The following is a 17,400-nucleotide window of genomic DNA, read 5'->3' on the forward strand; positions in this document are numbered from 1 at the left end:
TTAGACCAATGCGCGAGCCACGTAGACCGTGCGCGGCGGGAAGTACTCCACCACCACCACGATCGTCCCGACCGGGAATTCCTCGTCGGCCACGCTCGGATGGGCGTAGAAGGCCTCCACGCCGCCCCTAACCTGGACCATCACCTCGCCGACCAGACCCGGGCCGATCCTCCCCGTGACCCGTCCCTGCTTGCCGACCATCGGTCTCCCCCCGTCGGTGATATTCCGGACGGTACTCCAATCAGGCATTCGCGGTAATAGGCGCCGCAAAATGTTCCTCCAGGGGCTGCGCGCCTTAGAGCGGTATTTACCGCCCGTAGCGATGATCGCGCCCATGAGTGACATCAACCCCCGCAGGGCCCACGAGCTCGGGATGGGACGGCCTATATCGCGCCGGGACTTCTTCGACGGCGTGGCGATGGCCGCGGGGGTGGCGGCGCTCGGCGCCGCGGCGGGGTGCGGGCCGGGTTCCGGTGAGCCGGGCGTCATCGGCACCCCCGAGCTCCAGGTTCCGGCGGACGTGAAGTTCCCGCCCACGCTCACCGGCCTGCAGGGCAACACCGCGCAGGCGCTCAGCGTTCCGCACGCCCTGCGCGACGACCGCTTCTGGGAGTACGCCGGCACGCCCGAGTTCACCGGCGAGAACTACGACCTCGTCGTGGTCGGCGGCGGCATCAGCGGGGTCAGCGCCGCCTTCGAGTGGCTGCGGGCCAACCCCAGCGCGCGCATCCTCATCCTGGACAACCACGACGAGATCGGCGGCCACGCGCGCCGCAACGAGTTCACCCCGCAGGCCCGCAAGGGCCCGCTCATCGGCTACGGCGGCTCGCAGTCGATCGAGGCCCCCTCGGTCTGGACGCCCGAGGGCAAGAAGCTCCTGCAGCAGCTCGGCGTCAAGGTCGAGAAGTTCGAGAAGTACTTCGACCAGAAGCTCTACACCAACCTCAAGATGTACGACAGCGTCATGTGCGACCGGGAGACCTTCCCGGTGGAGCGGCTGGTCAAGTACACGCCGGGGATCAAGGCCGAGGAGTGGATCGCCCAGCTCCCGGTGGCCGCGCAGGCGAAGAAGGACCTGCTGCGCCTGTACAAGAATCCGCCCGACTGGTTCCCGGGCATGCCGCAGGCCGAAAAGGAACGCAGGCTCGCCGACCTGACGTACTCGCGGTTCCTGCTGGAGGTGTGCAAGGTCCACCCGGACGCGGAGCTGTTCCTGCGCACGCAGTCCAGCGACGAATGGGCCTACAGCACCCAGGCGTTCGGGGCGATCGACGCCTGGGGCAGCGCGGAGGAGTGGGACTTCCCCGGCTTCCAGGGCCTGAAGCTCGACGCCGGCAAGCCCTCCAAGTTCAACTCCCCCAGCATGATCAAGGAATGGGACGCCGACGACGCGTACATCTACCACTTCCCCGAGGGCAACCAGGCCCTGGTCAGGATGATGGTCGGCCGGATGATCCCCGGCTTCGCCAGCGCGACCGGCATGGACGACATCACCACCGCCTCCTTCGACTACGGCAAGCTCGACCTGCCCTCGAACCGGGTGCGCTTCCGGCTGTCCAGCCCCGTGGTGACGGCGTACAACGACGGCGACCCCGACACCGCGACCACCGCCACCGTGGGCTACTTCGACGGCCACCAGATCAAGACCGTGCGCGCCGGCGCCGTCGTCATGGCCTGCTGGAACATGGTCATCCCCTACCTGGTCCCGTCGCTGCCGCCCGCGCAGAAGCAGGCCATGCACCAGGCGGTCAAGATGCCGCTGCTCTACGCGATGGTGCAGTTGCGCGACTGGGAGGCCTGGCGGAAGGTCGGCATCAACCACACCCGCTGGACCGGCGCCTACTGGTGCGTCTCCGAGCTCGACTACCCGGTCAGCATGCCCGGCTACGAGTGCCCGAAGGACCCCTCCCAGCCGATCAACGTGCACATGATCGCCACGCCGTGCGTGTCGGCGATGGGCCCGAGCGAGGGCGCGATCGCCGGCCGCCACAACCTGCTCAAGACGGACTTCTCCTTCTTCGAGTACACGATCCGCGACCAGCTCGCCAGACTCCTCGGCGCCGGCGGCTTCGACCCCGGCAAGGACATCGAGGCGATCACCGTCAACCGCTGGGGCCACGGCTACGCCCCCGAGTACTGCCGCCCCTGGAACGCCTTCTACCCCGAGGGCCCCTTCCCCGCCGAGACCGCGCGCAGGCAGCACGGCAGGATCGCGATCGCCAACTCCGACTCGATCCCGGCCGCCTACGCCGACGCCGCCGTCACCGCCGCCTACCGAGCCGTCGCGGAGCTGTCCACATGAGACCCTGGCTGAAGATCTTCCTCATCGGGCTGGCGCTGTGGGCCGCGTCGGTCCTGGTCACGATCTGGACGGAGAACTCCAACCTCGTCCCCACCGTGGTGCTGCTCGGCAGCTTCCTGGTGCCGGTGACGTTCGTGGTCTGGGCGTACACGCGCGAACGCTCGTCGGAGGTGACCGTCGAGCTGCTGTTCAAGGCGTTCGTGATCGGCGGCGTCCTCGGCGTGCTCGGCGCCTCGATCCTGGAGAGCTACCTCCAGCCGTCGCTGGTCATGTACGCCGGCGTCGGCCTCATCGAGGAGGGCGTCAAGCTGGCGGCCCTGATGCTGCTGACCCGCGGCCTGCGCCGGCACGACGTCTGGGACGGCGTCGTACTCGGCGCCACGGTCGGCTTCGGCTTCGCCGCCTTCGAGAGCGCCGGATACGCCTTCAACGCGATGTTCACCAGCGAAGGGCTCTCGGTGGTCGAGATGGTGGAGACCGAGATCCTTCGGGGCGTGCTCGCGCCCGTCGGCCACGGCCTCTGGACCGCGATCGTCGGCGGCGTACTGTTCTCGGCGGGCGGCAGGCTGGCCGGCAAGGTGATCCTGACGTACCTGGGCGTCTCCCTTCTGCACGCGCTCTGGGACTCGATGAGCGGGCTGGCGATCGCGATCACGCTGCTGCTGACCGGGCAGCCGTGGCAGTTCCAGCTGATCCGCATCGGGAAGGTGCCCGGCGTCACCGACGGGCAGATCCACCTCTACACGGTGCTGAACTGGGGCGGGCTGATCCTCATCTCGGCCCTCGCGTTGCTCTGGCTGCGCTCGATCAGCAACCGAGCGCGCTGAGGCTGGCCGTCCAGAGCCGCTCGGCCAGGTCGTGGTCGGCCCTGCCGCGGGCCGGCTTCTCCTTGACGTAGTAGCGGCCCGGCTCGCCCGCGGACGAGGCCAGGTGTACGAGCGTGCGCGCGCCGGTCTCCGGCGGCTTGGCCATGCCGGGGACCGCCAGGTAGAAGCGCATCAGCAGCGTGTCGCCGGCGAAGCCGGTGCGGATGACGCCCGGATGGAAGCAGGTCGCGTGCACCCCTCGGGCGGCCAGCGCCTGCGTGAAGAGCATGTTGGCCTGCTTGGTGTCGCCGTACTGCATCCACGCGTTCCACCGGCGCCGCTCCCTGCTGAGGTCGCCGGGGTCCAGGCGGCCGGTGTTCGCCGCCATGGAGGTCGTCGTGACCACCTTGTCAACCCGCCCGGTCAGAGAATGGGTCAGCAGGAACGGCGCGAGATGGTTGACCTGAACCATCAGCTCGTGGCCGTCTTCTGTCACTTGACGCCGCTTGCTGAGCACTCCGGCGTTGTTGGCCAGCACGTCGATGCGCTCGTAGCGCTCGCGGAGCACCCCGGCCAGCCGCCGCACGTCGTCGAGCGAGGCGAAGTCGCAGGTCAGGACCTCGGCCTTGGGGCCGGTCAACCCGTCGGCCACGGCCTTGAGCCGGGCCGCGTCGCGGCCCACGAGCACGACCTCGTGCCCGAGGGCCGACAGCCGCCCGGCCGCGGCGGCTCCGATCCCGGCACTGGCCCCAGTTATCACGGTAATCATCACGTTCCTCCCACTGCGCCGGAACCTTATTAGGTGCTAGTCTCCTGTGCGATCTTCCGGAGGTGTATTTACACAAAGTGTGGATATACGCCTCGACCCCGAGGTTGGAACATGGGCTCCCGAAACCGGTCAATTCGGTTCAAGATCTTCTTATTGCTGCTGCTCCCCCTGCTGTCTTTGAGCGCGCTCTGGGGGTTCGTCCTCAACCTCACCGTCGGTGACGGACAGAACCTTCTTCGGGCCAACACCCTGTACCAGACGATCGGCGTGACCTCCACCGATCTAGGGCTCCAGCTTCAAGCGGAACGTACGCGTTCCGTCGCCGCGGCCACCACGCGCAGGCTCACCGAGGACCTGGGCGAGCAGCGGGCCCGGACCGACACCTCCGTCACCCGGTTCCAGAAGGCCGCCGTGGAAGCCGGCGACGCCGTCACCGAGGAGATGCGGCCCACCCTCGACGCCCTCAACGCCGAACTCGCCCGGCTGGGCTCCATCCGCAGCGACATCGACACCGGCAACAGCTCCCGGCTGAGCGGCATGAACGAGTACAACCGGGTGCTGGACGCGCTCTTCCGCCTCTACGACCACCTCGTCACCGTGCCCGACCTCGCCCTGTTCCAGCAGGCCTCCTCGCTGCAGTCCATGGGCAACGCCCGCGAGCTCATCGCCAGGGAACAGGCACTCGTCGGCGGCGCCGTGATCAGCGGCGACCTCAGCCCCGCCGAGGTCACCGCCGTGACCGAGTACGTGGCCTCCCGCAAGTTCATGCACGCGCGCGGGCTGGCCGGGCTCGACGTGTCGCTGCGGCAGCCGTACGAGGAGGTGTTCGGCGGGGAGGCGTTCCTGAACTTCAGCGCCGCCGAGCTGAGCGTGGTCAAGACCGGCCGGCCCCCGGCCGACGCCGACGAGTGGAACACCGCGGTCACCAAGCTCGCCGACCAGCTCGACAAGATCGGCGCCTCCGCCACCGGCGTCATCGCCGAGCGCGCCACCGACGGCGCCACCGCGATCATCGTGCGCATCGCGCTCGCCGGCGGCGTCGGGCTCGTCGCCGTCATCGCCTCCATCCTCATCTCCGTGCGCTTCGGCCGCCGCCTCGCCGCTGAGCTCGCCGGCCTGCGCACCGCCGCCCTGGACCTGGCAGAGGTACGGCTGCCGCGCCTGGTCCAAAGGCTGCGCGACGGCGACGAGATCGACGTCAAGAAGGAGGCCAAGCCGCTCAAGGTCAGCGGCTCGGCCGAGATCACCGACGTGGCCAGCGCGTTCGGCTCGGTGCAGCGCACCGCCGTGGAGGCCGCCGTCGGCCAGGCGACCGTCCGCCAGGGCGTCAGCCAGGTCTTCCTCAACCTCGCCCGGCGCAAGCAGGGCCTGCTGCACCGCCAGCTCTCCCTGCTGGACGCCATGCAGCGCCGTACGCACGACCCCGACCGGCTGGATGAGCTGTTCCGCCTCGACCACCTGACCACCCGCATGCGCCGGCACGCGGAAGGCCTGATCATCCTGTCGGGCGCCGCCCCCGGCCGCGCCTGGCGCAAGCCGGTGCCGGTGCTCGACATCGTGCGCGCCGCCATCGCCGAGGTCGAGGACTACGCGCGGATCAACGTCGAGACCATGCCCGGCGCCGCCCTCGACGGCGGCGCCGCGGCCGACCTCACCCACCTCGTGGCCGAGCTGGTCGAGAACGCCAGCATCTACTCCTCACCGGAGACCGCCGTGCAGGTGCGCGGCGACCTGGTCAGCAACGGCTACGTGCTGGAGGTCGAGGACCGCGGGCTCGGCCTGAGCCCCCAGGAGTACGCCGAGATCAACGCCCGGCTGGCCGACCCGCCCGAGTTCGACCTGGCCGACAGCGACCGGCTCGGACTGTTCGTCGTGGCGAGGCTGGCCCAGCGCCACGGGCTGCAGGTGACGCTGCGCGCCTCCCCCTTCAGCGGCACCACCGCGATCGTGCTCATCCCGAAGCGGCTCGTCACCGAGCGGGAAGCGCTGCCTCCCGCGCCGGAGGAGGAGCCGATCGAGCTGCCGAGCCGTTCGAGCAAGAGGCCCAAACCGCTCGCCGTGGTGGGCCAGCCGAACGACGGCCTGCCCAGGCGGGTACGGCAGGCCAACCTGCCCGCCCAGCTCAGCAAGCCGCCGGATCCACCGCCGCCGCCCACAACTGAACGCTCTCCCGACGAGGTACGCGACCTATTCTCCGCGTTCCAGCGGGGAACCCAGCGCGCCCGAGAAGAAGCAGACAACGAGGGGGACGACTCATGAGCACGCCCATCACGAACACCGGGGAGCTCAACTGGCTCCTCGACGACCTGGCGACCAGGGTCGCAGCCGTCAGGCAGGCCGTGATCCTGTCGACCGACGGCCTCGCGGTCGGCTACTCCAAGGGCCTGACCCGCGAGGACGCCGAGCATCTGGCCGCCGTGGCGTCGGGTTTCCACAGCCTGGCCCGCGGCACCGGCCGCCACTTCGACGGTGGCGACGTGCGCCAGACCATCGTGGAGATGGAGCAGGCGTTCCTGTTCGTCACCGCCGCCGGCCAGGGCACCTGCCTGGCCGTGATGGCCGAGGCGAACGTGGACGTCGGCCACATCGCCTACGAGATGGCGATGCTGGTCAAACGGGTCGGGCAGCACATCACGACCAACCCCCGATCGGGCCTGTCATGACGATGTGGATGGACGACGAGGCCGGGCCGCTGGTCCGTCCTTACGCTCTGACCCGGGGCAGGACGCGGTCCGCCACGGGTGAGACGCTCGACCTGATCGCCATGGTGAGCGCCGTGGGCGATCCGCCGGGCGGTCTCGGCCCCGAACAACTCGCCATCCTGCGGGCAGCGCGCTCGCCGATCTCGGTCGCCGACGTCGCCGTCGAGCTCGACCTGCCGGTCGGCGTCGTCCGCGTGCTGCTGAGCGACCTGCACGACCACGGACTCATCTCGGTGACCGCTCCCAACGCGGCGGGGCCGCGGCCCAGCGAGCGACTTCTCAAGGAAGTGATCAATGGACTCCGAGCTCTCTGACGACCCCGTAGCGCTCAAGATCCTCATCGCGGGCGGCTTCGGCGTCGGCAAGACCACCCTGGTCGGCTCGATCAGCGAGATCAAGCCGCTGCGGACCGAGGAGGTGCTGTCCGACATCGGCATCGGGGTGGACGACCTCGACGGGGTCGAGACCAAGACGACCACGACCGTGGCCATGGACTTCGGGCGCATCACGATCAGGGAGGGACTGGTCGTCTACCTGTTCGGCACGCCCGGCCAGGAGCGGTTCTGGTTCATGTGGGACGAGCTCTCCCACGGCGCCCTGGGCGCGGTCGTCATCGCCGACACCCGGCGGCTGACCGACTGCTTCCCCTCGGTGGACTACTTCGAGCAGCGCGGCACGCCGTTCGTGGTCGCCGTCAACTGCTTCGACGGCGCCTCCAGGCACAGCGTCGAGGACGTGCGCGTGGCGCTGGACCTGGACGAGGACGTGCCGGTGCTGCTCTGTGACGTGCGGCGGCGGGCGTCCGCCAAGGAGGTCATGGTCTCCCTGGTGGAGCACTCCCTGCGCACGCTGACCGCCGCCGGCTAGGCGTGCGGCGGTCCGGTGTACGGGAAGCCGGGCAGCAGGTCGGTGTGCGGCCCGATCCCGTCACCCTGGATCTTGCCGTTGCTGACCAGCTGCAGGCGGATGTCGGTGACGTCGTCGTCGAGCCGCCTGCCGTTCGGGTAGCGGGCGGGCTTGGAGCGGTCGAAGCGCAGCACGTCGGGCAGGACCGCCTCCAGGGCCTTGGCGGCCTCTTCTGAGGTGTAGCCGCCGGTGTGCTCCAGCACCTTGACCCACGTGTCCCGATATTTCCGGACGTCGTCCACGGGCTCACCGGCGTTGTACGCGTCCTTGGCGTCCTCGGCGTTGAAATAGGCCGTGAGCGACGGATGGGCGCCCCGGTCCACCGAGACCCACCGCCCGTCCCGTTCGACGACCACGCGGCCCCACAGGCCGATCAGCGGCTCGTCTCCGAGCACCCGGTCGGGCATCTCCATCGCGATGCTGATCACGTTGTTGCCGGCCATGGTGTCGTTGCCGGTCCACGTGAAGTCGTTGCCGATGCCTTCGAGGTCGGCGAAGAACGGGTCGCTGCGCAGGCCCACGGAGAGCGTGAGCCAGCCCTCCCTGACGATGATCGGGTCGGGGCCGAAGCTCACGTCCGCGTCGCGGACGACCACCTCGCCGCTCGCGTGGTGCTCCCCGGCCCGCTCGCCGGTGGCGTGGTAGAGGGTGACCTTCTGGCCGCCCTCGGCGTCCGGCTCGGAGAAGACGAAGCTGAACGCCACGTCGGGCCGGTTGTCCCCGTCGGTGTCCACGTTGATCCGGTAGACGGCGCCCGGGTACGGGTGGGGACCGGCCGACGGGTCGAAGCCGAAGGAGTTCACATCCATGATCAACACGGTGTGCTCCCGCCGGTCCGGCGACTGGAACGCGAACAGGTCGGTGAGGTCGAGACGGGCGTCCCCCACGGGCGGGCGCAGGTTGGGGCCGCTCAGATGATGTGACATGCCCCGCTCGTTCCCGGGCCCGCCTCTGGGTTATCCCAGGATTTCTACAAGGCCTTGAGGCCGCTGATGACCTCTCTGAGCAGGTTCTCCGTCGGTGAGCCCACCTTGCCGAGCGGCGGGCGTACCTGGACCAGCCCGTAGTCGATCAGATCGCCCAGCAGCACCCGCACGACGCCGACCGGCAGGCCCAGCTCGGCCGCGACCTCGGCCACCGGCGCGCCCCGCCGCTGGGAGATCTGCCCCAGGAGCCTGCGGTGCTGCGTGCTCAGCTCCGCCTGCGCGGGCGCGGGCAGCCCGGTCGCGGCCACCGTCGCCAGCAGGTCGAGAGCCGCCGAAGAGGAACGCGTGCGGCCGCGGGCCACCGCGTACGGCCGCACCACCGGCCCGGCCTCCTCATCCACCCACTCGTCCTCGCGACTCACGATTCAGATCCCCCATCCTTCTCGCTGTCCTGGCGTCCGCGCTGCCAGCCTGACTGCAGCGAGGAGAGCAGCGCCCTCGTCTCCTCGGGCGAGCGTTCCTCTGTCTGTTCCTGCTTTACCCGTTGCGGAAGGTTTGCCTGCCTCGTACGGCGGGGCAGTTCCGCGTTTTTCGTCGTGGTCCGCGTACGGCGCGGCAACCCGGTCTCGGTCGTACGCACCACCGAGACGGAGACCGACTCCAGCTCCGGCGGCGCGTCGGCCACCGTGGGCAGCGGCTCGATCAGCACCGACGGCAGGAGCACGATCGCCGTCGTGCCGCCGTAGGGAGAGGGCTTGAGCGTCACCACCGCGCCGTGCCGGGCCGCGAGCATTCCCACGACCGCGAAGCCGAGCCGCTCGGTCTGCGACGGGTCGAACTCCTGCGGCCTGGCCAGCCGCTCGTTCACCGCCGACCTGGCCTCCTCGGACATGCCCAGGCCGCGGTCCTCGATCTCGACGGCGAAGCCCCTGCCGACCAGCTCGCCGCGGACCGAGACCTCGTTGCCCGGGGAGGAGAAGGCGGCGCCGTTCTCCATCAGCTCGGCGAACAGGTGCATGAGGTCGGCGACCGCGGCTCCGGCGACGCCGCACTCGGGCATCGGGTAGACGCGGACCCGGGTGTACTCCTCGACCTGGGCCGCGGCTCCGCTCAGGACGTCCTCGACCGGGATCGTGGAGCGCCACCTGCGGCCGGCCGTACCGCCGGACAGGAGCACGAGGCCCTCGGCGTGGCGGCGCATGCGGGTGGTCAGGTGGTCGAGGCGGAACAGGCGCTCCAGGGCCTCCGGGTCCTCGGTCTGGCTCTGCATCTCATCCAGCAGCTTGAGCTGGCGCTGGACGAGCGACTGGCTGCGGCGGGCCAGGTTGCGCAGCGCCTCGGCGATGCCCTGGCGGAGCCTGGCCTGCTCGACGGCGGCATCGATCGCGGTGCTCTGCACGCTGTCGAAGGCGGCGGCCAGGTCGACCACCTCGCTGGTGGACCCCGCCTGCACCGCGACGGGCGGCGCCTCGGCGACCAGGTCGACGTTCTCGCCCTTGCGCAGGCGGCCGACGAGCTCGGGCAGCCTCAGCTCGGCGAGTTCCAGCGCGCCACGGCGCAGCGTGGCCAGTTCGCGGGTGATCCGGCGGCCGACCCTGACGGAGACGATGATCGAGAAGATGACGGCCACCAGGCCGAGCGCGCCCGCGGCGACGGCCCGCAGGATGATGGCGTAGCCGGCCGGCTCCATGCGGGCCAGCAGCGCGTCGCCGTTCTTCCAGACGGCTTCGTCGTAGCCCTTGAGCACCGGTTCGGCGACGCCGCGCCAGAGCTCGACGTCGCTCTTGCCGCCCGCGAGGTAGCCGGTGATCATGCGGTCAAGGACCGTCGTGTCGACCTTCTGGAACGGCACCCGCAACCCGGGTTCGAGGTCGGCCATGGCCCTGGGGTACTGGTAGGCCCTGGCGCCGTCGAGGCGGGCCAGCAGCCGGCGGTCGGCCTCCGACGGCGCGCCCCCGGCGGCGACGATCAGCGCGTGCTCGCGGTTGAGCAGCTCGCGCACCTGGTCGGCGCCGATGAGGCCGCGGGCCTGCTGGTAGAGCTGCAGGTCGGTGCCCAGGGCGAACGCGGCGTACAGCCGGTGGACGGAGTCGGAGATCTCGCCGTAGGCGGCGATCAGCTCGGCCGGGGTCGCGGAGCCGGCGTCGACCAGCCGCCGGGCGTCGGCGAGGTCGCCGACGGCCGTGAGGGTCTCCTTGAGCTGGCGGGCCATGTCGGGGCTCAGGGCGGCGACGGTGTCGGCGGAAGAGGCCTGGTCGGTGAAGGTCTTACGAGCCTTGTCGGTCCTGGCCCTGCTCGCGGCCAGCGCCGCGGGGTCGCTCTGGTTTCCGGCCACCTTTTCTGCCGAGGCGAGCCGTTCCTGCTGGAGAGCGCCGACCAGACTGTCGGCGTGGTCGATCGCGCCGCGCCACAAGGTGTCGATCTTCAGCAGGTTGAGTGCGTCCCCGGAGGTGGTCCCGGCGGCGAATCCCCAGAGCCCCACGAGGGAGACCAAGGGGATCACGAGCAGCGCCGAGATCTTGAATCGGATGGATCTGCCCGATGCCATGACACCCGCTCCCGGTTAGAAGATCGCGGGAGAGGATAGCACCGAAGTAGTAGGTGATTATGATCAATTCGTGAGAAACTTGTGATATGTCAGGATTTGGACACGCTTTCCCCAGGCCAACCTGACCAACCACGCGGCCAGAACCCCGAGCACCGCGACCTCGGCGCCCAGCAGCACGCGCTCCACGAGCCCGATCAGCACCCGGTCGCCGGGCATCGCCGCGTAGGCGATCGCCAGCACGCCCAGCCCGCCCGCCAGGGCCAGCCACTCCATGGTCCGCGCGATCGGCTTCCACCGGGCGTCGGCCGTGAACCTCGGCACGAGCAGCGCGGCCGCCGCCGGCAGACTGATGAACGCCGCGACCGATACGTAGCGGTGGATCAGCGCCGTCGTGGTCATGTCCATCCCGATGGGCGTGGTCGGCACCGCCGCGGCGACGATCAGCGCTCCCGACCACACCCCCAGCAGCCACTGCGGCAGCCCCTTGATCGGCGCCCCCGCCGCCCGGAGCCCCGCCAGCAGCACGAACGACCCCAGCCCCAGAATCGCCATCCCCAGCTCCGTGACGCCCCCGCGGTCGGCCACGGCGTACTCGCTGACGGTCACGTTCATCGGGTCCAGATACGGGTCGGGCACGATCTGGCCCACGACGACGGCGATCACCGAGAAGGTGATCGCCAAGAACGCGATGTGGGGATAGAACCTCTTTACTGCGGCCATATCCCAAGCCTGCCCGGCGCGGGCCGGGGCGGGCATCGGGCCATACCCCTGACCTGACCCTGATCCCGTCTCAGGGGTTCCCGGGGGTCAGCGCTCGCGGTCCTCGGGGCCGCCTTCGATGAGGTGGTCCATCACGCGCTCGATGGCCTCTCCCACCGGGCGCAGGACGCCGGCCGCCGCGTTGACCAGCGGCGCCACGATCTCGGTCAGTTCGTCGAACAGGTCGGGCTCTTTGGTCTCCGGAGGCGCCCAGCGCATCGAGTCGGCGCTCATCGCCTCCCAGTCGTCGACCACCCCGTCGATGACGTCGACGATGTGCTCAGGGTCGCTCCGCATGACCTTCTCCCGGGCGGGTCAGTCTCCTATGGCAACGGTAACCCGGAAATCGGAAAGTCCGCGGAAAGTGTCCGTAGTGTCCTGGGAACCTGGCCGCGGCTCTAGGCGGGGATGGAGACGCCCACGCCGCCGCGGGTCTGCCCGCCGTACCGCTCGATGTCTTTGGCGAGGTCGAGCGGGCGGATGCCGGAGCGGGCGGCGATCACCTCGTCGGTGATGAGCGCGGCGGGCAGCAGCCAGGAGACCTCGAACTCCAGCCCGTCGGGGTCCTTGGCGTAGAGCGCCTTGGTGGTGGAGTGGTCGGAGGCGCCCGCGAGCGCGCCGAGCTCGCTCAGCTTGGCCGCGATGCGCCGCAGCTCGTCGAGCGTGTCGACCTCCCAGGCCAGGTGGTAGAGCCCGACGGAGGTACGCCCCGCGGTCGTGGGACCGGCCTGCGCGCCCATCTGGAACAGCCCGAGATCGTGGTCGTTGGTCGAGCCCGGAGCCTGCATGAAGGCGGCGCCCGGCATCTCCATGACGATCTCGAAGCCGAGCGCGTCGCGGTAGAAGGCGACGCTGCGCTCGACGTCGCGGACGTAGAGCACCGCGTGGTTGAGCCGCTGGACCGGCATGACGATCCCTCCTCGGAAATTTGAACTCTCAAGCAACATACCCCGACTTATTTGAGAGTTCAAATAAACTGACCGGCATGACCCGATGGCTCGACGACGAAGAGCAGCGCATCTGGCGCAACTTCCTGGCCACGACCCAGCTCGTCAACGAGCGCCTGGACCGCCAGCTCCAGCGCGACGCCGGAATGCCGCACACCTATTACATGATCTTGGTGGCCCTGTCGGAGGCGGAGGGCCGCTCCATGCGCATGACCGACCTCGCCCACCGGGCCCAGTCCTCGCAGAGCCGCCTGTCCCACGCCGTGGCCCGCCTGGAGGAGCGCGGCTGGGTCCGCCGCGCCCCCTGCGCCGACGACCGCCGCGGCAACATCGCCGTCCTCACCGACGAGGGCTTCGCCGCCCTGGCCGCCGCCGCCCCCGGCCACGTCGAAGAGGTACGGCGGAGCCTGTTCGACGCCCTCACCCCCGCCCAGCTACGCGCCCTCGACGAGATCTGTACGGCGGTGCGGAGCAAAACTGTCGGCGGCTCGTCGTAGCGTGACCCCGGGGAAAATCTGTCGACGATGAGACGGGGTCGCATGCACAACACGGACGCAGCGCTGTTCCAGGCCGTTCACGGCATCGCGGGCAGCCTGGCGGGCCAGCCGGTGCCGGTGGTGATGGAGGCGCTGCTGCGGCAGTTGCCCAAGGCGCCGGGCCTGGAGGTCTCGGAGATCCGCAGGATCGCCGAGGAGATCAGCGTGGGACGTGATCCCTCGGGCCTGTGAGACCCGCGGGGCATGCGGCCGACCGGATCACCGGTCGGCCTTTGCTCGTTCGTGAACGGGAGTTTGCCACCCCCTGAAACGGGGCATACCGGGGCCAATCTCTGCGCTCTAATCTCATCCGTGGGAGCTGATCAGCGTGGGAGAAGGCGCGGGGGACATCATGCCCGGCGAGCGCGAGTGGCCTGGGCCGCTCGACGTCCAGGGTCTCCTCGAATCCGGATGGCGTCCCACGCCGTTCCGGCAGTTCATCGTCAAGCTCCACAGCCGCTGCAACCTGGCCTGCGACTACTGCTACATCTACGAGATGGCCGACCAGGGCTGGCGCAGCCAGCCGAGGCGCATGTCCAAGGCCACCATCGACCGGGTGGCCGCCCGCATCGCCGAGCACGCCGCCGGTCACGGCCTGAGCGGGGTCGAGGTCATCCTGCACGGCGGGGAGCCGCTGCTGGCCGGCGTCGAGCACACCCGTTACGCGGTCACCGCGCTGCGCGCCGCCCTCGGTGAGACCGATCTGGTCCTCCGGGTGCAGACCAACGGCGTCCTGATCGACGAGTCGTTCCTGGAGCTGTTCGCCGAGCACGAGGTCTACGTCGGCGTCAGCCTCGACGGCGACGCCGAGGGCCACGACCTCCACCGCCGCCGCGCCTCGGGCCGCGGCACCTACGACGAGGTCCGCACCGGCCTCGAACGCCTCGCCACCCCCGCCTACCGCCACCTGTTCAGCGGCCTGCTGTGCACGCTCGAACTGGCCAACGACCCGGTCAAGACCTACGAGGCGCTGATCGAGTTCCGGCCGCCGATGGTGGACTTCCTGCTGCCGCACGGCAACTGGGAGACCCCGCCGCCCGGCTGGTCGGGCACCACCACGCCCTATGGCGACTACCTGTCCGCCGTCTTCGACCGCTGGTACTCCGCGCCTGAGCGGGAGACGCAGATCCGGCTGTTCACCGAGATCATCCGGCTGCTGTGCGGCAGGACCTCGCGCAGCGAGGCCATCGGGCTCTCACCGGTGGCCGTGGTCGTGGTGGAGACCAGCGGCGCCGTCGAGCAGGTGGACACGCTCAAGTCCGCCTACGACGGGGCCGCGGGCACGCTCCTCCACGTGCTCAAGGACTCCTTCGACGCGGTCCTGACCCTTCCGGCGATCGCGGCGCGGCAGATCGGCATGCGCGCCATGTCCGGCGCCTGCCTGTCCTGCGACCTCGTCCGGGTGTGCGGCGGCGGCCTCTACCCGCACCGGTACCGGCCCGGCAGCGGATTCCGCAATCCGTCGGTCTACTGCCAGGACCTGTACCGGCTGATCTCCCACATCCGGCAGGTGATGGTCGAGGATGTGTCGCTGCTGTCGCAGCCCCGCGCCTAGATCGGCGGCGGGTCGAAGTCGCAGTCGAGATGCCGGCCCTCCATCGCCACGACCGCGTCGCGGTGGTCGAGGCCCAGCGTGTCCCGGTAGCGGTCCATGGTGTCGGCCGACAGCGCCTCTGCCTTCTCCGTCTGGCCCGACTGCGCGAGGTCCACGACCAGGTTCGCCGCGGCGGCCAGCGTCGTGGGATGGTTCTCGCCCAGCAGGCGGCGCAGCCGTTCGAGGGCGTCGGCGCCCAGCTTGCAGGCCTCCTTGAGCTCGCCGAGCAAGGCCAGGTCGCTGGCGAGGTTGACGGCCACCGTGAGCGTGAAGTGGTGGTCGCGCCCGACCCGCTGGTCCAGGCCCTCCATGGCGTGCTCGTTGAGTCGGCGGGCCTCCAGCGGCTCGCCGCGCACCCGGTACATCAGCGCCACGTTGCTGGCGCAGCCGTAGTTGTAGGGGTGCTCGGGGCCGTACAGCCTGGGGTAGCGCTGCATCGTGTCGTTGGCCAGGTCGAACGACTCCTGGATGAAGCTGTTAACGCGCAGCGCGTTGGACAGGCAGGTCGCCGCGGCCAGGGTGCCGGGGTGGTCGAGGCCGTACAGGCGCACGTACCGCGCGTGGACGTCCTGGGCCAGCTCCAGCGCCCGCTCGTGCTCGCCGTAGCGGTGCAGGGCGATCGACAGGTCCTTCTGCGTCAGCAGGACGCGCGGGTGGTCGGCGTCCAGCAGCTCGCGGCCGAAGGCCAGGGCGTCCTCGCCGAGGTCGCAGGCCTCGCTGTAGAAACCGCACAGCCGGACCGACCGGCCGAGACCGGCCCACAGGTTGAGCTGCGTGATCCGGTTGACCGCGTTGCCGCCGGAGCGCAGGGCCTCCTCAAGCAGGGTCCGCGAGCCCAGGTAGTCACTGGTCAGGCCGTAGTCGAGCGCCAGGTTGTTGACCGCGCGCAGCGTGCTCACGTGGTCGGGCCCGAACACCTTGCGGTGCAGGCGCACCGACTCGGTGTCGTGGTCGCGCGCCTCCACGAAGAGCCCCTGGGCACGCAGGTCCGCGCCGATGCCGTTGAGCAGCACCAGGCTGTCGGGGTGCTCCACTCCCACGCTCGCCTGGATCTTCGCCAGCGTCGCGGTGTTGAGCCGGTGGCCCTCGGTGTACTGGCCCATGCTGCGCAGCAGGTCGCCCTGCACCCGCCGGGCCCGCAGCACGTAGAGGTCGTCGGGGCCGAACTCGTCGGTCCACTTCTGCAGGAACGTGTCGAGGTGGTCGCGCAGCCCCTGGTGGTTTCCCGAGGCGTTCAGGTAGGTGAAGACGTTGAGCGCGAAGCCCCGCACGTCGTCGCGGACGCTGTCGGCCAGCCTCGCCGGTTCGAGATGGGCCAGCAGCGCGTCGTACGTCGCCCAGTCCGTCGGGTTGTCCGGTGACTCCGGCGCCGCGCCCACGAGCAGGGAGTGCACCTCCGAGCGGATCTCCTCCTGCGTCTCCGGCTCCAGTTCCTCGCGCAGCAGCGCCTGGATCAGCCGGTGGACCTGGAGTGTGGTGGGCCTGGACGGCTCCGACTCGATGCGCACCAGCGCGTACTTGCCCAGGCGCCGGATGGCGGTGCCCAGCCGGATCGGGTCGGCCAGCAGGTCGGCGATGACCGGGCGGACCGGACCGTCGACCGAGACGAAGATCGAGCGCGGGATCGGCTCGGGACCGAAGAAGGCGCAGCAGCGCAGCAGCTCCATCGCCTCGGGCAGGTTGTCCTTGAGCTCGTTCACCGACAGGCTCCACGCCGCCGTCATCGGCAGCGGGTACTCGCTCGGCTTGCCCTCGCCCAGCAGGATCGCGGTGCGCTCGGTCAGCATGCGCAGGTAGTCGTCGGCCGACATGCCGGTCTCGGTCTGCAGGGCCGCCGCCTGCTCCAGCGCCAGCGGCAGGTCCCCGAGCGCGCCGGCCAGCCGGTCGGCGTCCTTCTCCGTGATCGAGCGGCGCATGCGCTTGATGAAGAACTCCACGCTCTCCGGACGGGGGAAGACGTCCACGGCCACCGTCTCGTACAGGCTGGCCCAGCGGTGGTTGCGCGAGGTGATCAGGACGTTGCCGGCGCCCTGGGGGAGGATGTCGTTGATGTCCTCTGGCTCGTCGGCGTTGTCGAAGATCAACAGCCATCGGTCGTACGGCTTGCCACTGCGCAACGTGTCGAGCACGGAGTTGGCGGCCTCCTCGATGCCCGTCGTGGTCGGGTCGGGCAGGCCCAGCTTCGGCGCGAGCTGTGCCAGCGTGGACCGGACCAGGCCGGGCTGGTCGGAGGGGATCCACCAGACGACGTCGTACTCGCCGCGGAAGCGGTAGGCGTACTCGATGGCGATCTGGGTCTTGCCGACACCGCCGAAGCCCTGGAGGGCGTGCGGGACCACGGCCGTGGTCTTCTTCGTGATGCTGGAGCGCAAGCTGCCCATGAGCTCGTCGCGCCCGGTGAAGTTCGTGTTGCGCGGGGGGACTTTCCAAACCTCAGGAAAGCCGCCGGTCGCCCCCCGCATGATGGGACGTTCCGAATCGGTCACGCGCTCCGCCCTCCCGTCCGCAGAGAATGGACAAGCAAGGAAACGATAGCCGCAACACCGGTGGGCGGACAGGCTCAGTGGCGGCCCTATCCGCACATTCGGCGTCGCAAAAAAGGCCT

The 17,400-nt window shown here is 69.9% G+C and carries 18 protein-coding genes; 9 read left to right on the plus strand and 9 right to left on the minus strand.

The features are described from left to right. The gene (locus ACFWY5_RS11745) at positions 1 to 201 is read right to left on the minus strand and encodes a hypothetical protein (protein WP_379611183.1); all 201 of its coding nucleotides are present in this window, start codon (positions 199 to 201) and stop codon (positions 1 to 3) included. A gap of 133 nt (positions 202 to 334) precedes the next feature. On the opposite strand from ACFWY5_RS11745, the gene ACFWY5_RS11750 reads away from it, so the two are divergent. Further along, positions 335 to 2,302 carry an NAD(P)-binding protein gene (locus ACFWY5_RS11750; RefSeq protein ID WP_379631588.1) on the plus strand — a complete coding sequence of 656 codons (1,968 nt, stop codon included), beginning with the start codon at positions 335 to 337 and terminating at the stop codon, positions 2,300 to 2,302. Continuing rightward, complete coding sequence (locus tag ACFWY5_RS11755) at positions 2,299 to 3,129, plus strand: PrsW family intramembrane metalloprotease (RefSeq protein ID WP_379611181.1); 831 nt, start codon at positions 2,299 to 2,301, stop codon at positions 3,127 to 3,129. The genes ACFWY5_RS11750 and ACFWY5_RS11755 overlap by 4 nt, the downstream gene beginning before the upstream one ends. Here the strand turns inward: ACFWY5_RS11755 and ACFWY5_RS11760 are convergent. Then, positions 3,110 to 3,877 (minus strand): SDR family NAD(P)-dependent oxidoreductase, encoded by a 768-nt coding sequence (locus ACFWY5_RS11760; protein WP_379631590.1) that lies wholly within the window; start codon positions 3,875 to 3,877, stop codon positions 3,110 to 3,112. The genes ACFWY5_RS11755 and ACFWY5_RS11760 overlap by 20 nt on opposite strands. A 153-nt stretch (positions 3,878 to 4,030) precedes the next feature. On the opposite strand from ACFWY5_RS11760, the gene ACFWY5_RS11765 reads away from it, so the two are divergent. From ACFWY5_RS11765 to ACFWY5_RS11780, 4 genes are read left to right on the plus strand one after another with little or no spacing between them, the layout of a single operon-like run. After that, positions 4,031 to 6,136: a nitrate- and nitrite sensing domain-containing protein gene (locus ACFWY5_RS11765; RefSeq protein WP_379631592.1), complete on the plus strand. Its 2,106-nt coding sequence runs from the start codon at positions 4,031 to 4,033 to the stop codon at positions 6,134 to 6,136. Next, positions 6,133 to 6,540: a roadblock/LC7 domain-containing protein gene (locus tag ACFWY5_RS11770; RefSeq protein WP_379611178.1), complete on the plus strand. Its 408-nt coding sequence runs from the start codon at positions 6,133 to 6,135 to the stop codon at positions 6,538 to 6,540. The genes ACFWY5_RS11765 and ACFWY5_RS11770 overlap by 4 nt, the downstream gene beginning before the upstream one ends. Beyond that, on the plus strand, positions 6,537 to 6,893 hold the full coding sequence (locus ACFWY5_RS11775; RefSeq protein ID WP_379611177.1) for a DUF742 domain-containing protein: 357 nt from the start codon (positions 6,537 to 6,539) through the stop codon (positions 6,891 to 6,893). The genes ACFWY5_RS11770 and ACFWY5_RS11775 overlap by 4 nt, the downstream gene beginning before the upstream one ends. Continuing rightward, on the plus strand, positions 6,874 to 7,446 hold the full coding sequence (locus ACFWY5_RS11780) for an ATP/GTP-binding protein (RefSeq protein WP_379611176.1): 573 nt from the start codon (positions 6,874 to 6,876) through the stop codon (positions 7,444 to 7,446). The genes ACFWY5_RS11775 and ACFWY5_RS11780 overlap by 20 nt, the downstream gene beginning before the upstream one ends. Here the strand turns inward: ACFWY5_RS11780 and ACFWY5_RS11785 are convergent. From ACFWY5_RS11785 to ACFWY5_RS11810, 6 genes are all read right to left on the minus strand, one after another. Continuing rightward, entirely contained in the window at positions 7,443 to 8,411 is a 969-nt protein-coding gene (locus tag ACFWY5_RS11785; protein WP_379611175.1) for a DUF4331 family protein, read from the minus strand. The genes ACFWY5_RS11780 and ACFWY5_RS11785 overlap by 4 nt on opposite strands. Before the next feature lie 44 nt (positions 8,412 to 8,455). Then, positions 8,456 to 8,833 (minus strand): DUF742 domain-containing protein, encoded by a 378-nt coding sequence (locus ACFWY5_RS11790; RefSeq protein WP_379631594.1) that lies wholly within the window; start codon positions 8,831 to 8,833, stop codon positions 8,456 to 8,458. Beyond that, a complete protein-coding gene (locus ACFWY5_RS11795; protein ID WP_379611173.1) occupies positions 8,830 to 10,959 on the minus strand; it encodes a nitrate- and nitrite sensing domain-containing protein in 2,130 nt (709 codons plus the stop codon). Before ACFWY5_RS11795 ends, ACFWY5_RS11790 begins: the two co-directional genes overlap by 4 nt. A gap of 63 nt (positions 10,960 to 11,022) precedes the next feature. Further along, positions 11,023 to 11,679: a DUF998 domain-containing protein gene (locus ACFWY5_RS11800; RefSeq protein WP_379631596.1), complete on the minus strand. Its 657-nt coding sequence runs from the start codon at positions 11,677 to 11,679 to the stop codon at positions 11,023 to 11,025. Positions 11,680 to 11,766: 87 nt separating this feature from the next. Beyond that, on the minus strand, positions 11,767 to 12,015 hold the full coding sequence (locus ACFWY5_RS11805) for a hypothetical protein (protein WP_379611171.1): 249 nt from the start codon (positions 12,013 to 12,015) through the stop codon (positions 11,767 to 11,769). Between the two features lie 101 nt (positions 12,016 to 12,116). Beyond that, positions 12,117 to 12,626 (minus strand): VOC family protein, encoded by a 510-nt coding sequence (locus tag ACFWY5_RS11810; protein WP_379611170.1) that lies wholly within the window; start codon positions 12,624 to 12,626, stop codon positions 12,117 to 12,119. Positions 12,627 to 12,703: 77 nt separating this feature from the next. Between ACFWY5_RS11810 and ACFWY5_RS11815 the strand changes: the two genes are divergently transcribed. The 3 genes from ACFWY5_RS11815 to ACFWY5_RS11825 all read left to right on the plus strand — a co-directional run bounded on the left by ACFWY5_RS11815 (position 12,704) and on the right by ACFWY5_RS11825 (position 14,756). After that, positions 12,704 to 13,162 carry a MarR family winged helix-turn-helix transcriptional regulator gene (locus ACFWY5_RS11815; protein ID WP_379611169.1) on the plus strand — a complete coding sequence of 153 codons (459 nt, stop codon included), beginning with the start codon at positions 12,704 to 12,706 and terminating at the stop codon, positions 13,160 to 13,162. A gap of 42 nt (positions 13,163 to 13,204) precedes the next feature. Beyond that, positions 13,205 to 13,393 (plus strand): hypothetical protein, encoded by a 189-nt coding sequence (locus ACFWY5_RS11820; protein WP_379611168.1) that lies wholly within the window; start codon positions 13,205 to 13,207, stop codon positions 13,391 to 13,393. 136 nt (positions 13,394 to 13,529) lie between these two features. After that, entirely contained in the window at positions 13,530 to 14,756 is a 1,227-nt protein-coding gene (locus tag ACFWY5_RS11825) for an FxsB family cyclophane-forming radical SAM/SPASM peptide maturase (protein ID WP_379631598.1), read from the plus strand. Here ACFWY5_RS11825 and fxsT read toward each other — a convergent pair. Continuing rightward, positions 14,753 to 17,257 (minus strand): FxSxx-COOH system tetratricopeptide repeat protein, encoded by a 2,505-nt coding sequence (fxsT, locus tag ACFWY5_RS11830; protein WP_379631600.1) that lies wholly within the window; start codon positions 17,255 to 17,257, stop codon positions 14,753 to 14,755. The genes ACFWY5_RS11825 and fxsT overlap by 4 nt on opposite strands. Between the last annotated feature and the right edge of the window lie 143 nt (positions 17,258 to 17,400).

Origin of the sequence: Nonomuraea sp. NPDC059007, from assembly GCF_042740555.1 — a bacterium.
GTDB lineage: Bacteria > Actinomycetota > Actinomycetes > Streptosporangiales > Streptosporangiaceae > Nonomuraea.